The organism is Streptomyces sp. NPDC006197 (assembly GCF_040613865.1).
GTDB lineage: Bacteria > Actinomycetota > Actinomycetes > Streptomycetales > Streptomycetaceae > Streptomyces.
In genome coordinates, this window is the sequence record NZ_JBEXSZ010000106.1 from 1 (window position 1) to 17,005 (window position 17,005).

At 70.0% G+C, this 17,005-nt stretch carries 18 protein-coding genes, 1 tRNA gene and 1 riboswitch; of the genes, 11 read left to right on the forward strand and 8 right to left on the reverse strand.

The features are described 5' to 3' along the window. Positions 1 to 45: 45 nt before the first annotated feature. Both ABZ318_RS27670 and ABZ318_RS27675 read right to left on the reverse strand, forming a co-directional pair. Complete coding sequence (locus tag ABZ318_RS27670) at positions 46 to 1,323, reverse strand: PTS transporter subunit EIIC (protein WP_356905194.1); 1,278 nt, start codon at positions 1,321 to 1,323, stop codon at positions 46 to 48. 358 nt (positions 1,324 to 1,681) lie between these two features. Then, the gene (locus ABZ318_RS27675) at positions 1,682 to 3,001 is read right to left on the reverse strand and encodes a PTS transporter subunit EIIC (RefSeq protein WP_356905195.1); all 1,320 of its coding nucleotides are present in this window, start codon (positions 2,999 to 3,001) and stop codon (positions 1,682 to 1,684) included. Between the two features lie 167 nt (positions 3,002 to 3,168). Here ABZ318_RS27675 and ABZ318_RS27680 point away from each other — a divergent pair, with 167 nt between their 5' ends. The 4 genes from ABZ318_RS27680 to rdgB all read left to right on the forward strand — a co-directional run bounded on the left by ABZ318_RS27680 (position 3,169) and on the right by rdgB (position 5,383). Next, positions 3,169 to 3,471, forward strand: coding sequence for a PTS glucose/sucrose transporter subunit IIB (locus tag ABZ318_RS27680; RefSeq protein WP_356905196.1), 303 nt, complete (start codon positions 3,169 to 3,171; stop codon positions 3,469 to 3,471). A gap of 93 nt (positions 3,472 to 3,564) precedes the next feature. Further along, entirely contained in the window at positions 3,565 to 4,296 is a 732-nt protein-coding gene (gene rph, locus ABZ318_RS27685; protein ID WP_356905197.1) for a ribonuclease PH, read from the forward strand. A gap of 114 nt (positions 4,297 to 4,410) precedes the next feature. Next, positions 4,411 to 4,767: a hypothetical protein gene (locus tag ABZ318_RS27690; RefSeq protein ID WP_356905210.1), complete on the forward strand. Its 357-nt coding sequence runs from the start codon at positions 4,411 to 4,413 to the stop codon at positions 4,765 to 4,767. A gap of 7 nt (positions 4,768 to 4,774) precedes the next feature. Then, positions 4,775 to 5,383 carry an RdgB/HAM1 family non-canonical purine NTP pyrophosphatase gene (gene rdgB, locus ABZ318_RS27695; protein WP_356905198.1) on the forward strand — a complete coding sequence of 203 codons (609 nt, stop codon included), beginning with the start codon at positions 4,775 to 4,777 and terminating at the stop codon, positions 5,381 to 5,383. A 54-nt stretch (positions 5,384 to 5,437) separates the two neighbouring features. On the opposite strand, the gene ABZ318_RS27700 is transcribed toward rdgB, so the two are convergent. The 4 genes from ABZ318_RS27700 to bcp all read right to left on the reverse strand — a co-directional run bounded on the left by ABZ318_RS27700 (position 5,438) and on the right by bcp (position 9,056). After that, positions 5,438 to 5,522: transfer RNA gene (locus ABZ318_RS27700), tRNA-Leu, on the reverse strand. Between the two features lie 657 nt (positions 5,523 to 6,179). Beyond that, positions 6,180 to 6,830: an HNH endonuclease signature motif containing protein gene (locus tag ABZ318_RS27705; protein WP_356905199.1), complete on the reverse strand. Its 651-nt coding sequence runs from the start codon at positions 6,828 to 6,830 to the stop codon at positions 6,180 to 6,182. A gap of 147 nt (positions 6,831 to 6,977) precedes the next feature. Continuing rightward, positions 6,978 to 8,474, reverse strand: coding sequence for a glycine betaine/L-proline transporter ProP (gene proP, locus ABZ318_RS27710; RefSeq protein WP_356905200.1), 1,497 nt, complete (start codon positions 8,472 to 8,474; stop codon positions 6,978 to 6,980). 108 nt (positions 8,475 to 8,582) lie between these two features. Continuing rightward, positions 8,583 to 9,056, reverse strand: coding sequence for a thioredoxin-dependent thiol peroxidase (bcp, locus tag ABZ318_RS27715; protein ID WP_030691576.1), 474 nt, complete (start codon positions 9,054 to 9,056; stop codon positions 8,583 to 8,585). Between the two features lie 127 nt (positions 9,057 to 9,183). On the opposite strand from bcp, the gene ABZ318_RS27720 reads away from it, so the two are divergent. The 3 genes from ABZ318_RS27720 to ABZ318_RS27730 all read left to right on the forward strand — a co-directional run bounded on the left by ABZ318_RS27720 (position 9,184) and on the right by ABZ318_RS27730 (position 10,359). Continuing rightward, complete coding sequence (locus ABZ318_RS27720) at positions 9,184 to 9,504, forward strand: DUF3618 domain-containing protein (RefSeq protein WP_189805275.1); 321 nt, start codon at positions 9,184 to 9,186, stop codon at positions 9,502 to 9,504. Between the two features lie 46 nt (positions 9,505 to 9,550). Continuing rightward, the gene (locus ABZ318_RS27725) at positions 9,551 to 9,889 is read left to right on the forward strand and encodes a co-chaperone GroES (protein WP_015033852.1); all 339 of its coding nucleotides are present in this window, start codon (positions 9,551 to 9,553) and stop codon (positions 9,887 to 9,889) included. A gap of 45 nt (positions 9,890 to 9,934) precedes the next feature. Further along, positions 9,935 to 10,006, forward strand: a riboswitch (guanidine-III (ykkC-III) riboswitch). Positions 10,007 to 10,038: 32 nt separating this feature from the next. After that, a complete protein-coding gene (locus tag ABZ318_RS27730) occupies positions 10,039 to 10,359 on the forward strand; it encodes a multidrug efflux SMR transporter (RefSeq protein ID WP_356905201.1) in 321 nt (106 codons plus the stop codon). On the opposite strand, the gene ABZ318_RS27735 is transcribed toward ABZ318_RS27730, so the two are convergent. Next, positions 10,353 to 12,566, reverse strand: coding sequence for a transglycosylase domain-containing protein (locus ABZ318_RS27735; protein WP_356905202.1), 2,214 nt, complete (start codon positions 12,564 to 12,566; stop codon positions 10,353 to 10,355). The genes ABZ318_RS27730 and ABZ318_RS27735 overlap by 7 nt on opposite strands. Before the next feature lie 168 nt (positions 12,567 to 12,734). Here ABZ318_RS27735 and ABZ318_RS27740 point away from each other — a divergent pair, with 168 nt between their 5' ends. The 4 genes from ABZ318_RS27740 to ABZ318_RS27755 are packed head-to-tail and all read left to right on the forward strand — an operon-like array spanning position 12,735 to position 16,620. Next, positions 12,735 to 13,535 (forward strand): ABC-2 family transporter protein, encoded by an 801-nt coding sequence (locus ABZ318_RS27740; protein ID WP_356905211.1) that lies wholly within the window; start codon positions 12,735 to 12,737, stop codon positions 13,533 to 13,535. A gap of 34 nt (positions 13,536 to 13,569) precedes the next feature. Further along, positions 13,570 to 14,346 carry an ABC transporter permease gene (locus ABZ318_RS27745; RefSeq protein WP_356905212.1) on the forward strand — a complete coding sequence of 259 codons (777 nt, stop codon included), beginning with the start codon at positions 13,570 to 13,572 and terminating at the stop codon, positions 14,344 to 14,346. A gap of 9 nt (positions 14,347 to 14,355) precedes the next feature. Further along, positions 14,356 to 15,339 (forward strand): ATP-binding cassette domain-containing protein, encoded by a 984-nt coding sequence (locus tag ABZ318_RS27750; protein ID WP_356905203.1) that lies wholly within the window; start codon positions 14,356 to 14,358, stop codon positions 15,337 to 15,339. 12 nt (positions 15,340 to 15,351) lie between these two features. Next, positions 15,352 to 16,620 (forward strand): DUF445 domain-containing protein, encoded by a 1,269-nt coding sequence (locus ABZ318_RS27755; protein ID WP_356905204.1) that lies wholly within the window; start codon positions 15,352 to 15,354, stop codon positions 16,618 to 16,620. 80 nt (positions 16,621 to 16,700) lie between these two features. Here the strand turns inward: ABZ318_RS27755 and ABZ318_RS27760 are convergent, their stop codons facing one another. Continuing rightward, positions 16,701 to 17,003, reverse strand: a complete 303-nt coding sequence (locus ABZ318_RS27760) for a hypothetical protein (protein ID WP_356905205.1) — start codon at positions 17,001 to 17,003, stop codon at positions 16,701 to 16,703. Positions 17,004 to 17,005: the final 2 nt, after the last annotated feature.

Sequence of the window (17,005 nt, forward strand, 5' to 3'; positions counted from 1 at the left end):
CGCCCTTCGTGAAGAAGGGCGGGGCTTCGGCGCGTGCCGTACGGCTTACTTCGCCTCGGCCTTCTGCAGCTCGGCGAGCTCCTCGTCGGACTCGCGGCCCGGCGTCGGAAGGTTGAACTTGATGATCGCGAAGCGGAAGACCACGTAGTAGACCGCCGCGAAGCAGAGGCCGACCAGGGCCAGGCCCCACGGGTTGGAGGCGATGCCCAGGTTCAGGAAGAAGTCCACCGCACCGGCGGAGAAGCCGAAGCCGTCCTTCATGCCGAGCGCCCAGGTCAGCGCCATCGAGATGCCGGTCAGGACGGCGTGGATCGCGTACAGCACCGGCGCGATGAACATGAAGGTGAACTCGATCGGCTCGGTCACACCGGTCACGAAGGCGGTGGCCGCGAGGGAGAACATCATGCCGCCGACGACCTTGCGACGCTCGGGGCGGGCGCAGTGGGTGATCGCGAGGCAGGCCGCCGGGAGGGCGAACATCATGATCGGGAAGAAGCCGGTCATGAACTGGCCCGCGCTCGGGTCGCCGTGCAGGAAGCGGGCGATGTCGCCGTGGTAGTCGGCGCCGCCGTCGTTGTACGTGCCGGCCTGGAACCAGGGGAAGGAGTTGAGCAGGTGGTGCATGCCGATCGGGATCAGCGCACGGTTGGCGACACCGAAGACGCCCGCACCGACGGCGCCGGAACCGACGAGCCACTCACTGAGGTTGTGCAGACCGGTGCCGAGGACCGGCCAGATCAGGCCGAAGACGATGCCGACGAGCAGACCGGCGAAGGCCGACAGGATGGGGACCAGGCGGCGACCGCCGAAGAAGCCGGCCCAGTCGGGCAGCTTGGTCCGGTAGAACTTCTGGTACAGCAGGGCGACGACGATGCCCATGACCACACCGCCGAGGACGCCGGCGTTGACGGGGGCGTCGCTCATGACGATCTTGCCGTCGGCGACGGAGGCGACCTGCGGCAGGTTCTTGTCGGTGAAGGTCGCCAGGACCTTCTGGAAGACCAGGTATCCGGTCACCGCGGCCAGTGCGGTCGAGCCGTCCGACTTCTTCGCGAAACCGATGGCGATGCCGACGCAGAACAGCAGCGCCATGTTGTCCAGCAGGGCGCCACCACCGGCGGCCATGTAACCGGCGAGCTTGTTGACGAAGTCCGGGAAGGACTCCTTGCCGAGCATGTCTCCCTGGCCGAACCGGACCAGGAGCGCGGCGGCGGGCAGCACCGCGACCGGCAGCATGAGGCTGCGGCCGATGCGCTGCAGGACAGCCATCGCGCCGGAGCCCTTCTTCTTCTCGGCCGCGGGAGCGGCGCTAGCCGTAGACACAACTTCCTCCAGTGGGCAAGGCGCCGCCAGAGGACATGAAAAGGGGGTGACGGCGGCGTCTCGTGGAACGCGGTGGTCTGGACCGCGTGGTCTACACCAATGAGTGGTGTAGACCAGTTGTAGCACGTGAGACTTAGATAAGGAACCTGTGAATTCTGTGCGCTCAGCCATAGCTGGAAATGCACGACAAAAGGCCCCCGGACGGTCAGGTCCGGGGGCCTTTCGCGGGCCTTACGAGGGGCCCTGCGAGGGGCTTTGCGAGGGGCTTACGAGGGGCTCTGCGAGGGGCCTTGCGAGGGGCTTTTCGAGGGGGGCGAAAGCCCCGAAGGCGGTCCGGTTCCGGCCGGTGACCGCCGGGCTACTTGACGTTGTCGCGCTCGATCTCCTCCTCGACCTCCTCCGGCTCCCGGCCGGGCGTCGGAAGGTCGAACCTGACGATCGCGAACCTGAAGATCACGTAGTACACGACCGCGAACCCCAGGCCGATCGGAATGATCAGCCACGGCTTCGTCGCGAGGTTCCAGTTGATCACGTAGTCGATCAGACCGGCCGAGAAGCTGAAGCCGTCCTTCACGCCGAGCGCCCAGGTCAGCGCCATCGAGACACCGGTCAGCACGGCGTGGATCGCGTACAGCAGCGGCGCGATGAAGAGGAACGAGTACTCGATCGGCTCGGTGATGCCGGTGACGAACGAGGTCAGGGCGACCGAGAGCATCATGCCGCCCACCGCCTTGCGGCGGTGCGGCTTCGCGGTGTGGGTGATCGCGAGCGCCGCCGCGGGCAGCGCGAACATCATGATCGGGAAGAAGCCGGTGGTGAACTGCCCGGCGTTCGGGTCGCCCGCGAGGAACATGGTGATGTCACCGTGGACCACCGCGCCGTCCGGCTTGGTGTACGAGCCGAACTGGAACCAGATGGGCACGTTCAGGAACTGGTGCAGCCCGATGACGAGCAGCGCGCGGTTGGCGACGCCGAAGATGCCCGAGCCCCACGCCCCGAGCCCGACCAGCCAGTCGCTGAAGCTCTCCAGGGCGTCGCCGATGGGCGGCCAGATCCACAGGCAGAGCGCGGCGAAGGCGATCGCCACGAAGGCCATGATGATCGGGACGAGCCGCCGGCCGTTGAAGAAGCCCAGCCAGTCGACCAGCTTCACCCGGTGGAACCGCTGCCAGAACCAGGCCGCCAGCAGACCCATGACGATGCCGCCGAAGACGCCCGGGTTCTGGTACGTGTACTCGACGAAGGAGTCGTCGGCGCCGAGGCAGGCGCCTTTGATGTCCTTCGTGCCCGCCGGGCAGTCCTTCGGGAACTGCCGCAGCACCGTGTAGTAGACGAGGAAGCCGACCACCGCGGCGAGCGCGGTCGAACCGTCCGCCTTCTTCGCCATGCCGATCGCCACGCCGATGCAGAACAGCAGCGGAAGGCCGAGGCTGCCGTTCAGCAGCGCGCCGCCGGCGCCCGCCATCACCTTCGCGACGTCGTCCCAGCCCAGACCTTTGGAGCCGAAGACGTCCTCCTGCCCCAGACGGTTGATGATGCCGGCGGCCGGGAGGACGGCGATGGGGAGCTGGAGGCTGCGGCCCATCTTCTGGAGGCCCTGGAAGAGCCCGCCCCAGGAGACGGACTTCTTCGGTTTCGGTGCCGGTTCCGGTGCCGCCGCGGCGCTGTCGGTACTCATCGGCGTCCTCCCTGCCCGGAACAGACCGGGCCCGCATCTCGTTGCACACTGGTGTAGACCAGTTGCGGTAGGCTCCGGGAGCCCGCTGAGGGCAGGCTGCCGGTGATCGTCATCATTCGGCAGAACGGCTGCCCTTGCTCGCGAAGCTGGGCCAACCGTGGGTTACCGTGACAAAGCGGACCGCAGGTGCGCCGAGATTCGCGTGCTCGCGAACGGAACGGACAGGGAGAAAACACATGGCCAGCAAGGCTGAGAAGATCGTCGCCGGGCTCGGCGGCATCGACAACATCGAAGAGGTCGAAGGCTGCATCACCCGCCTGCGCACCGAGGTCGTGGACCCCTCCCGCGTCGACGAGGCCGCCCTGAAGGCCGCCGGCGCCCACGGCGTCGTGAAGATGGGCACCGCCATCCAGGTCGTCATCGGCACCGACGCCGACCCGATCGCCGCGGAGATCGAAGACCTGATGTGAGCGTGAGCGTCCCGCTCACATCCTGAGGAGGGCCCGTTCCGGCAGAGGAACGGGCCCTCCGTCATGCCCCGCACATCCCGATAGGCTCGTCCCATGTCTCGCATCGACGGCCGTACCCCCGAACAGCTCCGCCCCGTCACCATCGAACGCGGCTGGAGCAAGCACGCCGAGGGCTCCGTCCTCATCTCCTTCGGCGACACCAAGGTCTTCTGCACCGCCTCCGTCACCGAAGGCGTCCCGCGCTGGCGCAAGGGCAGCGGCGAAGGCTGGGTCACCGGGGAGTACTCCATGCTCCCCCGAGCCACCAACACCCGCGGCGACCGCGAATCCGTCCGCGGCAAGATCGGCGGCCGCACCCACGAGATCTCCCGCCTCATCGGCCGCTCCCTGCGCGCAGTCATCGACTACAAGGCCCTCGGCGAGAACACCATCGTCCTCGACTGCGACGTCCTCCAGGCAGACGGCGGCACCCGCACCGCCGCCATCACCGGCGCCTACGTCGCCCTCGCCGACGCCATCGCCTGGGCACAGGGCAAGAAGCTGGTCAAGGCCGGCCGCAAGCCTCTCACCGGCACCGTCGCCGCCGTCTCCGTCGGCATCGTCGACGGCATCCCCCTCCTCGACCTCTGCTACGAGGAGGACGTCCGCGCCGACACCGACATGAACGTCGTCTGCACCGGCGACGGCCGCTTCGTCGAGGTCCAGGGCACCGCCGAGGCCGAGCCCTTCGACCGCAAGGAACTCAACGCCCTCCTCGACCTGGCCTCCGGCGGCTGCGCCGACCTCGCCGAGATCCAGCGCAAGGCCCTCGAAGGAACCCTCTGACGGTCGGCTGCGTCCTGACGGGCGGGCACCCGGTACGATCCGTGCGCCCGCCCGTCCGCACGTCTGTACGCATCTGGGGGAGGACCCGCCTTGAAGCGCCGTCTCGCACTCGCCATGGCCACGGCCGCCGCACTCACCACCGTCCTGAGCGGCTGCGGAGCCCTCGACAAGGCCATGGACTGCGTCAACACCGCCGACGCGATAGCCACGTCCGTGAGCAACCTCCAGCAGGCCGTCTCCAACGCCTCCAACGACGTCACGCAGATCGAGGAGTCCCTGAACCAGATCTCCACCGAACTGGGCAACCTCAAGAACACGACGGACAACGCCGACCTCTCCAAGGCCGTCGACGACCTCACCAAGGGCGTCGACTCCGTCCGTACGGCGGTCAAGAACGGCGACACCACCCCGGACATCACGCCGATCACCGACGCGGCCGGCGAAGTGGCCAAGGTCTGCACCCCGGGATAATCGGGGCATGACCCGACAGCGCCTGATCCTCGCCACCCGCAACGCGGGCAAGATCACCGAACTCCACGCGATCCTCGCCGACGCGGGCCTCGACCTCGAACTCGTCGGCGCGGACGCGTACCCCGACGTCCCCGACGTCAAGGAAACGGGCGTGACCTTCGCGGAGAACGCCCTCCTCAAGGCCCACGCCCTCGCCCAGGCCACCGGCCTCCCGGCCGTCGCCGACGACTCGGGCCTCTGCGTCGACGTCCTGAACGGCGCCCCCGGCATCTTCTCCGCCCGCTGGGCCGGCACCCACGGCGACGACAAGGCCAACCTGAACCTGCTCCTGGCCCAGCTCTCGGACATCGCGGACGAACACCGAGCCGCCCACTTCGCCTGCGCGGCGGCCCTGGCGCTCCCCGACGGCACGGAGCGAGTGGTCGAGGGCCGCATGGAGGGCACCCTCCGCCACGCCCCGGTGGGCACGAACGGCTTCGGCTACGACCCGATCCTCCAGCCGGAGGGCTACGAGGTGACCTGCGCGGAACTGACGCCGCCCCAGAAGAACGCGATCAGCCACAGGGGCAAGGCGTTCAGGGCGCTGGTGCCGGTGGTGAAGGAGCTGCTGGGCTGAGGGACGTATGCGAATGGCCTGCGAATCAATCCTTCGATTCGCAGGCCATTTCTGTGCGGCGGAAGGGATTCGAACCCTCAAGCCCGGTCAGGGGCCACAGATCCTAAGTCTGCTGTGTCAGCCATTGCACCACCGCCGCTCAACTGTCTGCCATCGTAGCGGGCGCCGCCACGACACCAGGTACTGGTGACGGCATGGCAGTTGGGGCACAGCAGCCGGAGATTATCGCGACGGTCGTCGCGCCAGTCCCCGTTGATGTGGTCGATCTCCAGAGTCATCGGTTTGCCATGCCACTGGGTGCCGACGCCGCAGCTGGCACAGCGTTCGGGCACTCCGACCTCCCGCAGGGCGCGGCGCAACGTCCGGGTACCGGTCCGGCCCCCATTGTCGCGCCGGACCAGAACCTTGTCCGGCGGTTTGGCGGTTGGGCTCCGCTTGCCGCGTTGGTGTGACTGCCCCAGGAAGTGCGCGGTCGAAAGGCCGTCGCCGGCGATCCACTTCTTCAGATTGGCGCGCTGTGATTCGTTGTCCTTCCACTTGAGGTGGCGCAGGACCTCCCGGAGCGAGTGAGACGAGGCGACCGCATCCCGCAGTTCGGGCACGCCCGGCCGACGACTCCGACCGAAGGGCGGGAAGTGTGAGACATCGATGCCGAAGTGGGCGAACCGCCTCATCAGGTACCGGGGTAGGTGGTCGTACGGCTCGGCGCCGAGGAAGGTGATCACCGCATCGATGTCTCCGCAGCGAGCCGCCGCCTCGGCCAGCCGCTCGCGTGTGTACCGCCTGCCGTCAGTTGTCACCTGGCACGCCCTTTCCCGCGTCCGCGGTAGGTGTCCGTGGCGGAGTGGCAGTTCGGGCAGAGGAACCGCAGGTTCTCCGGCCGGTTGTTACGCCAGCCGCCGTCGATGTGATCGACCTCCAGCGGCAGAGGGCGGCCGAGCCAGGTCGACCCGACATCGCACAGTGCGCACTCCTCCTTGACTCCGGTCTCCAGGAGTGCGCGCTTCAGTCGGCTGCTCCGAATGCGCCGGGGGTGCGGTGTGGTGTCCAGAACGAGGACTTCCTCTGGGGTTCGGCGGCGCTGGTTGTGTCTCATGCGCTCGGTCCGCGTCGAGGGCGTGAAATGCGTGGTGTCGATCCCGTACGCCTTGATCCGCCGACTGATGTGCGTGTGCTGGCCGCCGACGAGCTCGACTCCGAGCACACGCAGCACGTCCCACACGCTGTGGGATGCGGCCACCGCCTCCGCCAGAACCTCCCGCGTCCACCGCACCCCCTCCCGCTCGAAGTGCGACGTGTCCACCCCCAGCTTCCGCATGCGGTTGAGCAGGTACCGCCGCGACCCGCTCTTCGGGTCCACCCCCAGCCGCTCCAGCGCCTCCGTCAGCGTCCGCGCTCCCCGTACCGCCGCTTCCAGCCGGTCCTTCGTGTACGCGCTCGTCCCCATCGAGCCCCCTCCCCAGTACGGATCTCGCACAGATCAACGACCCGAATATCGGACGGTCACGCCATATCGCGTACGTATCGCGTACGGAAAGCGGAACGGCCCGCACCGGGTGTACTCCGGTGCGGGCCGTTCCGGCGGGCGGAGGGGTCAGAACCTCGGCTCGGGGGTCCGGGCCAGGACCAGCTCGGCTGCTTCCTCCGGGGTCTCCACCGACGGCGGCGATCCGTCCAGGGGGCGCCGGGCCGTCTCCTTCATGCAGGCCACCGCCACCACACCCACGAGCGCCGCGCCCATCGCGTAGTACGCCGGCATCAGGTTGCTGCCGGTCGCGCCGATCAGGGCCGTGATGACGAGCGGGGTCGTGCCGCCGAAGAGGGAGGTCGAGAGGTTGTAGCCGACCGACAGGGAGCCGTACCGCACCTCCGTCGGGAAGAGCGCCGGGAGGGCCGCCGACATGGTGCCGAGCAGGCAGACCAGCGAGAGGCCGAGCATCAGCATGCCCGCCGTGATCGCGGGTACGCCGCCCCGGCCGATCAGGAGGAAGGCGGGCAGGGAGAGGAGGAGGAAGCCGAGCATGCCGGTCATCAGGACGGGCTTGCGGCCGAAGCGGTCGTTGAGGCGGCCGACCTGAGTGATGATCAGCATGAGCAGCGCCATCACGAGCAGGAGGATCAGCAGGCCGTGGGTCTCGCTGTAGCCGAGCTCGTCGGAGAGGTACGTCGGCATGTACGACAGCAGCATGTAGTCGGTGATGTTGTACGCGCCGACCAGGGCGATGCACAGGATCAGCGCGGGCCACTGCTGCCGGAAGATCTTCGCCAGGTCGCCCTTGGCGGAGGTCTCCACCGGGTCCGCCGCCTCCGAGGCGCGCACCGGCCCGCTCTCCAGCTTCTGGAAGGCGGGCGTCTCGTCCAGCCGGAGCCGCAGGTAGAGGCCGACCAGACCCAGGGGGCCCGCGACGAGGAACGGCACGCGCCAGCCCCACGCCTCCATCGTGTCGGTGCCGAGCCACGCGGTGAGCGCCGTGACGAGGCCCGCCGCGCCGACGTAACCCGCCAGGGTGCCGAACTCGAGGAAGCTGCCGAAGTAGCCGCGGCGGCGGTCGGGCGCGTACTCGGCGATGAAGGTCGAGGCGCCGCCGTACTCGCCACCGGTCGAGAACCCCTGGAGCATGCGGAAGAACACCAGGAGCGCCGGCGCCCAGAACCCGATCGAGGCGTACGAGGGGATCACACCGATCGCGAAGGTGCCGACCGCCATGAGGATCATGGTCAGCGCGAGGACCTTCTTCCGGCCCAGCCGGTCACCCATCGGGCCGAACACCATGCCGCCGAGGGGGCGGATCAGGAAGGCGACCGCGAACGTCGCGAACGACGACAGCAGTTGGACCGTGTCGTTGCCGGGCGGGAAGAAGACGTGCCCGAGGGTGACGGCGAGGTAGGCGTAGATGCCGAAGTCGAACCACTCCATGGCATTGCCCAGAGAGGCCGCTCTGACCGCCCGCTTGACCGCCGCCTCGTCGGTGACCGTGATGTCGGTCCGCCGGAGCTTGGGCTGCCGGCGTCGGGCGACGGCCTTGAACAGGCGGGGATGGCGCCTCAGGGCCTCGGGATCGGTCGCGGGGTCCCGGTCTGTGGCCGACATGACCGTACGTCCTCTCTGGGGGAAAACTGCCAGAGCACTTCTGCACGGTCATGCCGTTCACAAACGGAACCGGCCCCGGAATGGGACGTCCGTCACGTCGGCCGAAGCTCAGCCCTCGATGGCCAGATCCCGGATGATCTTGGCGACGTGGCCCGTGGCCTTGACGTTGTAGAAGGCGTGCTCGACCTTGCCCTCCTCGTCGACCACGACCGTGGAGCGGATCACGCCCGTCACCACCTTGCCGTACAGCTTCTTCTCGCCGAAGGCGCCGTACGCCTCCAGGGTCGTCTTCTCCGGGTCGCCGACCAGCGTGACCTTGAGGTTCTCCTTCTCGCGGAACTTCGCGAGCTTCTCCGGCTTGTCGGGGGACACGCCGATGACGTCGTAGCCGGCGGCGGCGAGGACGTCGAGGTTGTCCGTGAAGTCGCAGGCCTGCTTCGTGCAGCCGGGGGTGAGGGCCGCCGGGTAGAAGTAGACGATGACCTTGCGGCCCTTGTGGTCCGCGAGGGAGACCTCGTTGCCGTCCGCGTCGGGAAGGGTGAAGGCGGGGGCGGTGTCGCCGGGCTGCAGTCGCTCGCTCATGGCTGGCTCTCCTCGGGGGTGTTCGCGTACGCATTCCAGAGCCTAATGGGGGTCTGGGGCGACCCGATCGCGGCGGAGCTGACAGACTGGCCGTCAACGACCGGATCACGACTACGGAGGCAGCGCGGTGTCGGAGGCCAGGACCCCTGCGCAGATCGAGGCGGACATCGTCCGCCGGCGCGAGCAGCTCGCCGTCACGCTCGACGAGATCGGCATTCGGATGCACCCGAAGACGATCATCGGGGACGCCAAGGCGAAGGTCGCCTCGACCGTCGACCAGACGGCCGGACGCGCCTTCGTCGCCGTCAACCGGGTCGTCTCGGACGTGAAGGCCCGCTTCACCCACGAGGACGGCGCGCCCCGCCTGGAGCGGGTCGTCCCGGCGGCCGTCGTGGCCCTCGCCGTCGTCGGGCTGATCGTCTCCTCCTCCCGGCGGCACAAGGCGTGAGCCTCCCCGGGTACGGGCGACACGCCCGGGCAGGTAGGTTCGACGCGTGAGCGAGAACACGCACGACAAGCTGCCCATCCGGATGCTCCACGACCGGGTCCTCGTCCGCACCGACTCCCCGGAGGGCGAGCGGCGTTCCGGCGGCGGCATCCTGATCCCGGCGACGGCCGCCGTAGGCCGTCGCCTCGCCTGGGCCGAGGTGGTCGCGGTCGGCCAGAACGTCCGTACCGTCGAGATCGGCGACCGGGTGCTGTACGACCCCGAGGACCGCGCCGAGGTCGAGGTGCGGGGTGTCGCGTACGTCCTGATGAGGGAGCGCGACCTGCACGCGGTGGCCGCGGACCGGTTCCAGGGGACGACGGACTCGACCGGGCTCTACCTCTAGTACGCGCGCCGAAGGCCCTGGTGACGACCGTCACCGGGGCCTTTGCCCGTTCTTTGCTAGCCTGGAGACACCCCGACGAGACGCGCCGTACCGGGTTCCACGACAAGACGACGCACCCCTGTTGATCCGTCTCGCGGAGGTGTCTCGTCATGGCCTGGGTTCTGCTGGTCGTCGCCGGTCTGCTGGAGGTCGGCTGGTCCATCGGGATGAAGTACACCGACGGCTTCACCCGCCTCTGGCCCAGTGTCCTCACCGGCGTGGGGATCGTCGCCTCCATGATGCTGCTGTCGCAGGCGGCGAAGACGCTGCCGATCGGTACGGCGTACGGCGTGTGGGTCGGCATCGGCGCGGCCGGTGCGGCGGTGCTCGGCATGGTGGTGCTCGGTGAGCCGGCGACCGCCGCCCGCGTCTTCTTCGTCTGTCTGCTGCTCGTCGCCGTGGTGGGACTCAAGGCGACGAGCGGTCACTGACCGGTGCTGTGCGAAGGGCCGGGGCCGGGGCCGGGCGCGGGGCTGCGCGTCGCCGCGCCCGGTCCCGCCTCGCCCGTCTCGTACCAGTCCTCCGATCCGTCCGATACATCTGATCCGTCCGGGCCATCCGGACCGTCCGGGCCGTCCGGCCCGTCCGGTGTCGGCGGTGCCGGTGGCATCGGCTCGGCCCCCGGCATCAGCCGGAGTTCGAAGTCCTGGGGCGGCGTCCCGTTCAGCGCCTCCCGGGTGAACCGGGCCCAGATCTCGGCCGGTGCCCCGCCGCCGTTCATGCGGGGCTGGCCCAGGGCACCGTACAGCGACTCCTGGGATCCCGATTCCGGGTCCTGCCCCATGAGCGCGACGACCGTCGCGAGCTCCGGGGTGTAGCCGGCGAACCAGGCGGCCTTGTCGTCCTCCGCCGTGCCCGTCTTGCCGGCGGCCGGACGTCCCACCGACTGCGCGGCCGTGCCCGTGCCCGTCTCGACGACCCCGCGCAGGATCGACGTGGTCGTGTCGGCGGCCTCGCGGCTCACCGCCTGCCGGCGGGCGACGGCCGGGAGCTCCAGTTCCCGGCCGCCCCTGCTGATGTTCTCGACGAGGGAGTACGTGCCGTTCCGGCCGTGCGCGGCGAGCGTGGCGTACGCCGAGGCCATGTCGAGGACGCTGGCGGTGGCGGAGCCGAGGGCGATGGACGGGGAGGCGGTGAGGTCGGGGGTGGAGCGGGGCAGTCCGAGGGCGATCGCGGTGCGCCGTACGTGCGCGGGGCCGACGTCCACCGCCATCTGGGCGTACACGGTGTTCACCGACAGGCCGGTGGCGGCGCCGACGTCGATGTCGCCGTAGCTGGCGTCGTCCTCGTTGGCGGGGTCGTACGGATCGCCGTTCCATCCCTCCACCGGGCGCCGGTTGGTGCCGTCGTAGACGGTGTACGGGGTGATGGGCCGGCCCTGCTGGGTCTGGGCGCCGCTCTGGACGGCGGCCGTGAAGACGAAGGGCTTGAAGGTGGAGCCGACCTGGTAGTCGCGGCGGGTCGCGTTGTTGACGTACTGCTGGGTGTAGTCGATGCCGCCGTACATGGCGAGGACCTTGCCGGTCGCCGGGTCGACGGCCGCGGCCCCGACCCGTACGTACCGGTCGGCGGGGGCGCTCGCCGGGTCGAGCCGGGAGACGACCCGGTCCTCGACGGCCTGGACGAGGGCCTCCTGTTTGGCGGGTTCCAGGGTGGTGGTGATGCGGAAGCCGCCGCCGGCGAGGGTCTTCTCGTCGACGATCCCGTGGTCGGTGAGGTACTCCTCGACGGCCTGGACGAGGTAGCCGCGCTGGCCGGAGAGGGCGCTCGTGGCGCGGGCGGTCTGGGGGACGGGGAAGCGGGCGGCGGCGCGGGCCGCGGGGCTGAGCCATCCCTCGCCGACCATGCCGTCGAGGACGTAGTGCCAGCGGGCGACGGCCTTGGCGCGGTTCTCGGGGTGGGTGGTGACGTCGTAGGCGCTGGGGGCCTTGAGGAGGGAGGCGAGGTAGGCGCCCTCGGCGGTGTCGAGCTGCTGGACGTCCTTGCCGTAGTAGGCGCGGGCGGCTGCCTGGACGCCGTAGGCGTTGCGGCCGAAGTAGCTGGTGTTCAGGTAGCCCTGGAGGATCTCCTCCTTGCTCTTCTCGCGGCCGAGCTTGAGGGCGATGAAGAACTCCTTGGCCTTGCGGGTGAGGGTCTGTTCCTGGCCGAGGTAGTAGTTCTTGACGTACTGCTGGGTGATGGTGGAGCCGGATTGGCGGCCCTTGCCGGTGACGGTGTTCCAGGCGGCGCGGACCATGGCCTTGGGGTCGACGGCGCGCGAGGTCTGGAAGTCGCGTTCCTCGGCGGCGAGGACGGCCCGCCGGACGGGGAGCGGGATCTGGTCGAGGCGGACGCTCTCGCGGTTGACCTCGCCGTCGCGGGCGAGCGGGGTGCCGTCCCGGTAGAGGTAGACGTTGGACTGGGCGACGGCGGCGGCGTTGGCGGGCGGGATCTCCACCAGGAGGTAGCCGGCGGCGAAGCCGCCGACGAGCAGCAGGCCGCCGAGCAGGAGGAGCCCGAGGAGGGTCCGCAGGACACGGCGGGGGCGTCTCGGAGGGGCGGGGTCGGCGAGGGTGGGGTCCCGCGGCTCCCAGCCGACCGGGTGGGGGTCGTCGTCGCTCGTGCCGTTCGTACCGTTCGCATCGGAGGAAGGGGACATGGCATCACATACTGCACGGAATGCGACGAAACTCCCCGGAACTCCCTCAAGCGACCCGAAGGTGGCGCGAAAACCGCTCGCGGCGCGCCGGGCGAAGCCACTAGGGTCGTGCGCTTCGCCGTCCTCGTCACGGCATCTCGTCATGCGCACCGGAAAGGGACACGGATGCTGCGGCTGTACGCGATGGTGGCCGCGGGCGGGTTCCGGCGCTTCGCCGCCTACCGCGTGGCCACGGCGGCGGGCGTCTTCACCAACACCGTCTTCGGCTTCGTCCTCTCCGCCACCTACATCGCCCTCTGGAACGAACGCCCCCGCCTCGGCGGCTACTCGATGGACGACGCCCTCGCCTACGTCTGGATCGGTCAGGCGCTGATCACGGTCTGCGGACTGATGGGCGGCGGCTTCGAGGACGAGCTGATCGAGCGGATCAGGACCGGCGACATCGCCGTCGACCTCTACCGCCCCGCCGACCTCCAGGCCTGGTGGTTCTCGGCCAACGCCGGGCGTTCCGCCTACCAGCTCCTCGGCCGCGGGGTCGCCCCGATGGCCGTCGGCGCGTTCGTCTTCGACTTCACCCTGCCGCCGGGGCCGGGCGGGTGGCTCGCGTTCCTGCTCGCGGTGGCGCTGGGCTCGGTGGTCGGCTTCGCGATCTGGTACCTGGTGGCGATGAGCGCGTTCTGGCTGCTCGACGGCCAGGGGGTGGTGCAGGTGGCCTGGCTGTCCGGCCTGTTCTTCTCGGGGATGCTGCTTCCGCTGAACGTCTTCCCGGGCGCGCTGGGCGAGCTCGCGCGGCTGCTGCCGTGGGCGTCGCTGCTCCAGGTGCCGGCCGATGTGTACCTGGGGAGGTACGAGGGCTGGGAGCTGGTGGAGGCGTACGGCTTCCAGGGCTGCTGGGCGCTGGTCCTGCTCGGCGCGGGCCGGGCGGCGCAGACGGCGGCGACGCGGAAGGTGGTGGTGCAGGGTGGGTAGCCCGTTCGTGGCCGATTCCTGGCGCACGTACCGGATGGTGGCGGGCATGTGGATCCGCTCCACGATGGCGTACCGCTCCTCCTTCGCCCTGACCCTCGTCACGAGCTTCTGCGTCACCTTCTTCGACTTCGTCGTCATCCTCCTGATGTTCGGTCAGGTGCGGGGTCTGGGCGGCTTCTCGTTCGCGGAGGTCGCCCTCCTGTACGGGACGGCCGGCACGTCCTTCGGGATCGCCGACATGACGATGGGCTCGCTGCAGAGGATGGGGAAGCGGGTCCGGGACGGGTCGCTCGACACCTTCCTGATGCGTCCGGCGCCGTTGCTCGCGCAGGTCGCGGCGGACAAGTTCGCGCTGCGGCGGTTCGGCAGGGTCGCGCAGGGCCTGATGGTGCTGGTGTGGGGTCTGCTCCTGCTGGACGTGGCGTGGACGCCGCTGAAGGCGCTGCTGCTGCCGGTGACGGTGGTGTGCGGGGCGGTGATCTTCGGCGCGGTGATGGTGCTGGGGGCGTCGACCCAGTTCTGGATGCAGGACGCCGCCGAGGTCACGAACTCCTTCACGTACGGCGGGAACACCCTCCTGCAGTACCCGCCGACGATCTTCGCGCAGGAGCTGGTGCGGGGCGTCGTGTACGTCGTACCGCTGGCGTTCGTGAGCTGGCTGCCCGCCCTGTACGTCCTGGGGCGGCCGGCCCCGGCGGGGGTGCCGGAGTGGGCGGCGTTCGCGTCGCCGCTGGTGGCGGCGGTCTGCTGCGGGGTCGCGGGGCTCGCGTGGCGCGCCGGAATCCGCTCGTACCGATCGACAGGAAGCTGAGGTCTCCCCGTGCCCCCCTTCATCGAACTGGACGCGCTGGAGAAGACCTTCACGGTCCGCCGCAAGACGGGCCTCCTGCGCCGCGAGAAGAAGGAGGTCCGGGCGGTCGACGGCATCTCCTTCGGCATCGAGAGGGGGGAGATCGTCGGCTACATCGGCCCGAACGGCGCCGGGAAGTCGACCACGATCAAGATGCTCACCGGCATCCTCACCCCCAGCGGAGGCCGGCTGCGGGTCGCGGGCATCGACCCGGCGCGCGAGCGCACACGCCTGGCGCAACGGATCGGCGTGGTCTTCGGCCAGCGCACCACCCTCTGGTGGGACCTGCCGCTGAGGGACTCGTACCGGCTGACCCACCGCATGTACCGCATCCCCGACGACCGCTACGAGAAGAACCTCGCCCGCTGCGTGGACCTCCTCGACCTGGGCGACCTCCTCGACGTGCCGGTCCGGCAGCTCTCCCTCGGCCAGCGGATGCGCGGCGACATCGCGGCGGCGCTGCTGCACGACCCGGAGGTGCTGTACCTGGACGAGCCGACGATCGGCCTGGACGTGGTCTCGAAGGCGAGGGTGCGCGAGTTCCTGAAGGACCTGAACGCCACCCGGGGCACCACGGTCCTGCTGACCACCCACGACCTCACGGACATCGAGCAGCTCTGCTCACGGGTGATGGTCATCGACCACGGGCGCCTGATGTACGACGGAGAACTGGCCGGCCTGCACGCCGTGGGTGAGAGCGAACGGCTCCTGATGGTGGACCTGGAGCGCGAGCTGCCCCCGATCACGGACGTGCCGGGAGCCCGGTTCGTACGGTCGGAGGGCCCGCGCCAGTGGCTGGCGTTCCCTGCCTCGGCCTCGGCGGCACCCCTGGTGGCGGCGGTGGCGGCGAGACATCCCCTCCTCGACCTCTCGGTGCGGGAGCCGGACATCGAGGCGGTGATCGCGAAGATGTACGGGGGAACTCGGGACGAGCGCCGGGAGTCCCTGAGGTAGGAGGTCGAACCGATGGTGAGTTTCTCGTACACGGCGGCGGACGAGGAGAAGAGCAGAGGCGTCCGCCGCATGAAGACGCTGGCGACGTCCCTGCTGCTCGTCGTGGCCGTGATCTACGCCCTGGCGACCTGGGCGCGCAACGCGGGCTGGGGGGCCTGGGCCGGTTACGTCGCGGCGGCGGCGGAGGCGGGCATGGTCGGCGCGCTGGCGGACTGGTTCGCGGTCACGGCTCTCTTCCGGCGGCCCCTGGGGCTTCCCATCCCCCACACGGCGATCATCCCGACGAAGAAGGACCAGCTGGGCGCGTCGCTGGGCACCTTCGTGGGCGAGAACTTCCTCTCGGCGGACGTCGTACGGGGCAGGCTGAAGGCGTTCGGGATCGGCCGCCGGCTGGGGGAGTGGCTGGCGGACCCGGCGCACGCCGACCGGGTGACGGCGGAGGCGGCGACGGCGCTGCGAGGCGCCCTGACCGTCCTCCGCGACGCGGACGTCCAGGCGGTCGTGGGGGAGGCGATCACGCGCCGCGCGGAGTCGGCGGAGATCGCCCCGGGCCTGGGCAAGACCCTGGAGCGGATCGTCGCCGACGGGGCGCACCGCCGGGCGGTCGACCTGATCTGCGCCCGGGCCCACGACTGGCTGGTCACGCACGGGGAGTCGGTGATGGACGCGGTCCAGGGCGGTGCGCCCGGCTGGACCCCACGCTTCGTCGACAGGCGCGTCGGCGAACGCGTCTACAAGGAACTCCTCCGCTTCGTGACGGAGATGCGGGACATGCCGGGCCACCCGGCGCGCGGCGCGATCGACCGCTTCCTCACCGACTTCGCGGCCGACCTCCAGGCGGACACGGACACCCGCGCCCGCGTGGAACGCCTGAAGGCGGACCTCCTGGCCCGCCCGGAGATCCAGGACATCATCGCCTCGGCCTGGTCCTCGATCCGGTCCCTGATCATCGCGGCGGCCGAGGACGACCAGAGCCAGCTCCGCCTCCGCGCCCGCGCCTCCCTGATCTCCCTGGGCACCCGCCTGGCGACGGACTCCCGCCTCCAGACGAAGGTCGAGGGCTGGGCGGAGGACGCGGCGGCGTACGTCGTCACGACGTACCGCCACGAGATCACGTCCCTGATCACCGACACGGTCGCCGGCTGGGACGCCACCCAGACCTCCCGCAAGATCGAGGCCAACATCGGCCGCGACCTCCAGTTCATCCGCATCAACGGCACGGTGGTCGGCGCGCTGGCGGGGCTGCTGATCTACGCGGTGAGCCGGGGGGTGGGGGGTTGAGGGGCGGGTTCAGCCCTTTCCACGGGTGACGGCCCGGGAGGGCGGTCAGTCCGTCCCGCGCTCACGGCCCGGGAGGGCGGTCAGTCCTTCCCGCGCGTCACGGCCCAGGAAGCGGCGGCCATGCCTCCGGCGACGGAGAACACGGCGGGCCAGGCCCCGATCTTCTTGGCGAGCGGGTGGGACCCGGCGAAGGCGGCGACGTACGCGCTCGTCAGCCCCACGGAGGCCTTGACCCCACCCACCTGCTGCCACTCCCGCGCGGCCACCCCACCGGCCACGGCAAGCACGACACCCCCGAGGGGCCGCTTCTTGGTCCACCGAGCGACGGCGTAACCGCCCACGAGGCCGGCGGCGGCTATGGCGGGGGAGGGGATGCGGGGCATGG

Excerpts from the sequence above, each read along its gene's own strand:
- ABZ318_RS27755 (WP_356905204.1), top strand. The coding sequence starts at position 15,352 with ATGGTGAGTTTCTCGTACACGGCGGCGGACGAGGAGAAGAGCAGAGGC.
- ABZ318_RS27675 (WP_356905195.1), bottom strand. The coding sequence starts at position 3,001 with ATGAGTACCGACAGCGCCGCGGCGGCACCGGAACCGGCACCGAAACCG.
- ABZ318_RS27705 (WP_356905199.1), bottom strand. The coding sequence starts at position 6,830 with ATGGGGACGAGCGCGTACACGAAGGACCGGCTGGAAGCGGCGGTACGG.
- proP (WP_356905200.1), bottom strand. The coding sequence starts at position 8,474 with ATGTCGGCCACAGACCGGGACCCCGCGACCGATCCCGAGGCCCTGAGG.
- ABZ318_RS27760 (WP_356905205.1), bottom strand. The coding sequence starts at position 17,003 with ATGCCCCGCATCCCCTCCCCCGCCATAGCCGCCGCCGGCCTCGTGGGC.
- rdgB (WP_356905198.1), top strand. The coding sequence starts at position 4,775 with ATGACCCGACAGCGCCTGATCCTCGCCACCCGCAACGCGGGCAAGATC.
- ABZ318_RS27730 (WP_356905201.1), top strand. The coding sequence starts at position 10,039 with ATGGCCTGGGTTCTGCTGGTCGTCGCCGGTCTGCTGGAGGTCGGCTGG.
- bcp (WP_030691576.1), bottom strand. The coding sequence starts at position 9,056 with ATGAGCGAGCGACTGCAGCCCGGCGACACCGCCCCCGCCTTCACCCTT.
- ABZ318_RS27690 (WP_356905210.1), top strand. The coding sequence starts at position 4,411 with ATGGCCACGGCCGCCGCACTCACCACCGTCCTGAGCGGCTGCGGAGCC.
- rph (WP_356905197.1), top strand. The coding sequence starts at position 3,565 with ATGTCTCGCATCGACGGCCGTACCCCCGAACAGCTCCGCCCCGTCACC.
- ABZ318_RS27735 (WP_356905202.1), bottom strand. The coding sequence starts at position 12,566 with ATGTCCCCTTCCTCCGATGCGAACGGTACGAACGGCACGAGCGACGAC.
- ABZ318_RS27745 (WP_356905212.1), top strand. The coding sequence starts at position 13,570 with ATGGTGGCGGGCATGTGGATCCGCTCCACGATGGCGTACCGCTCCTCC.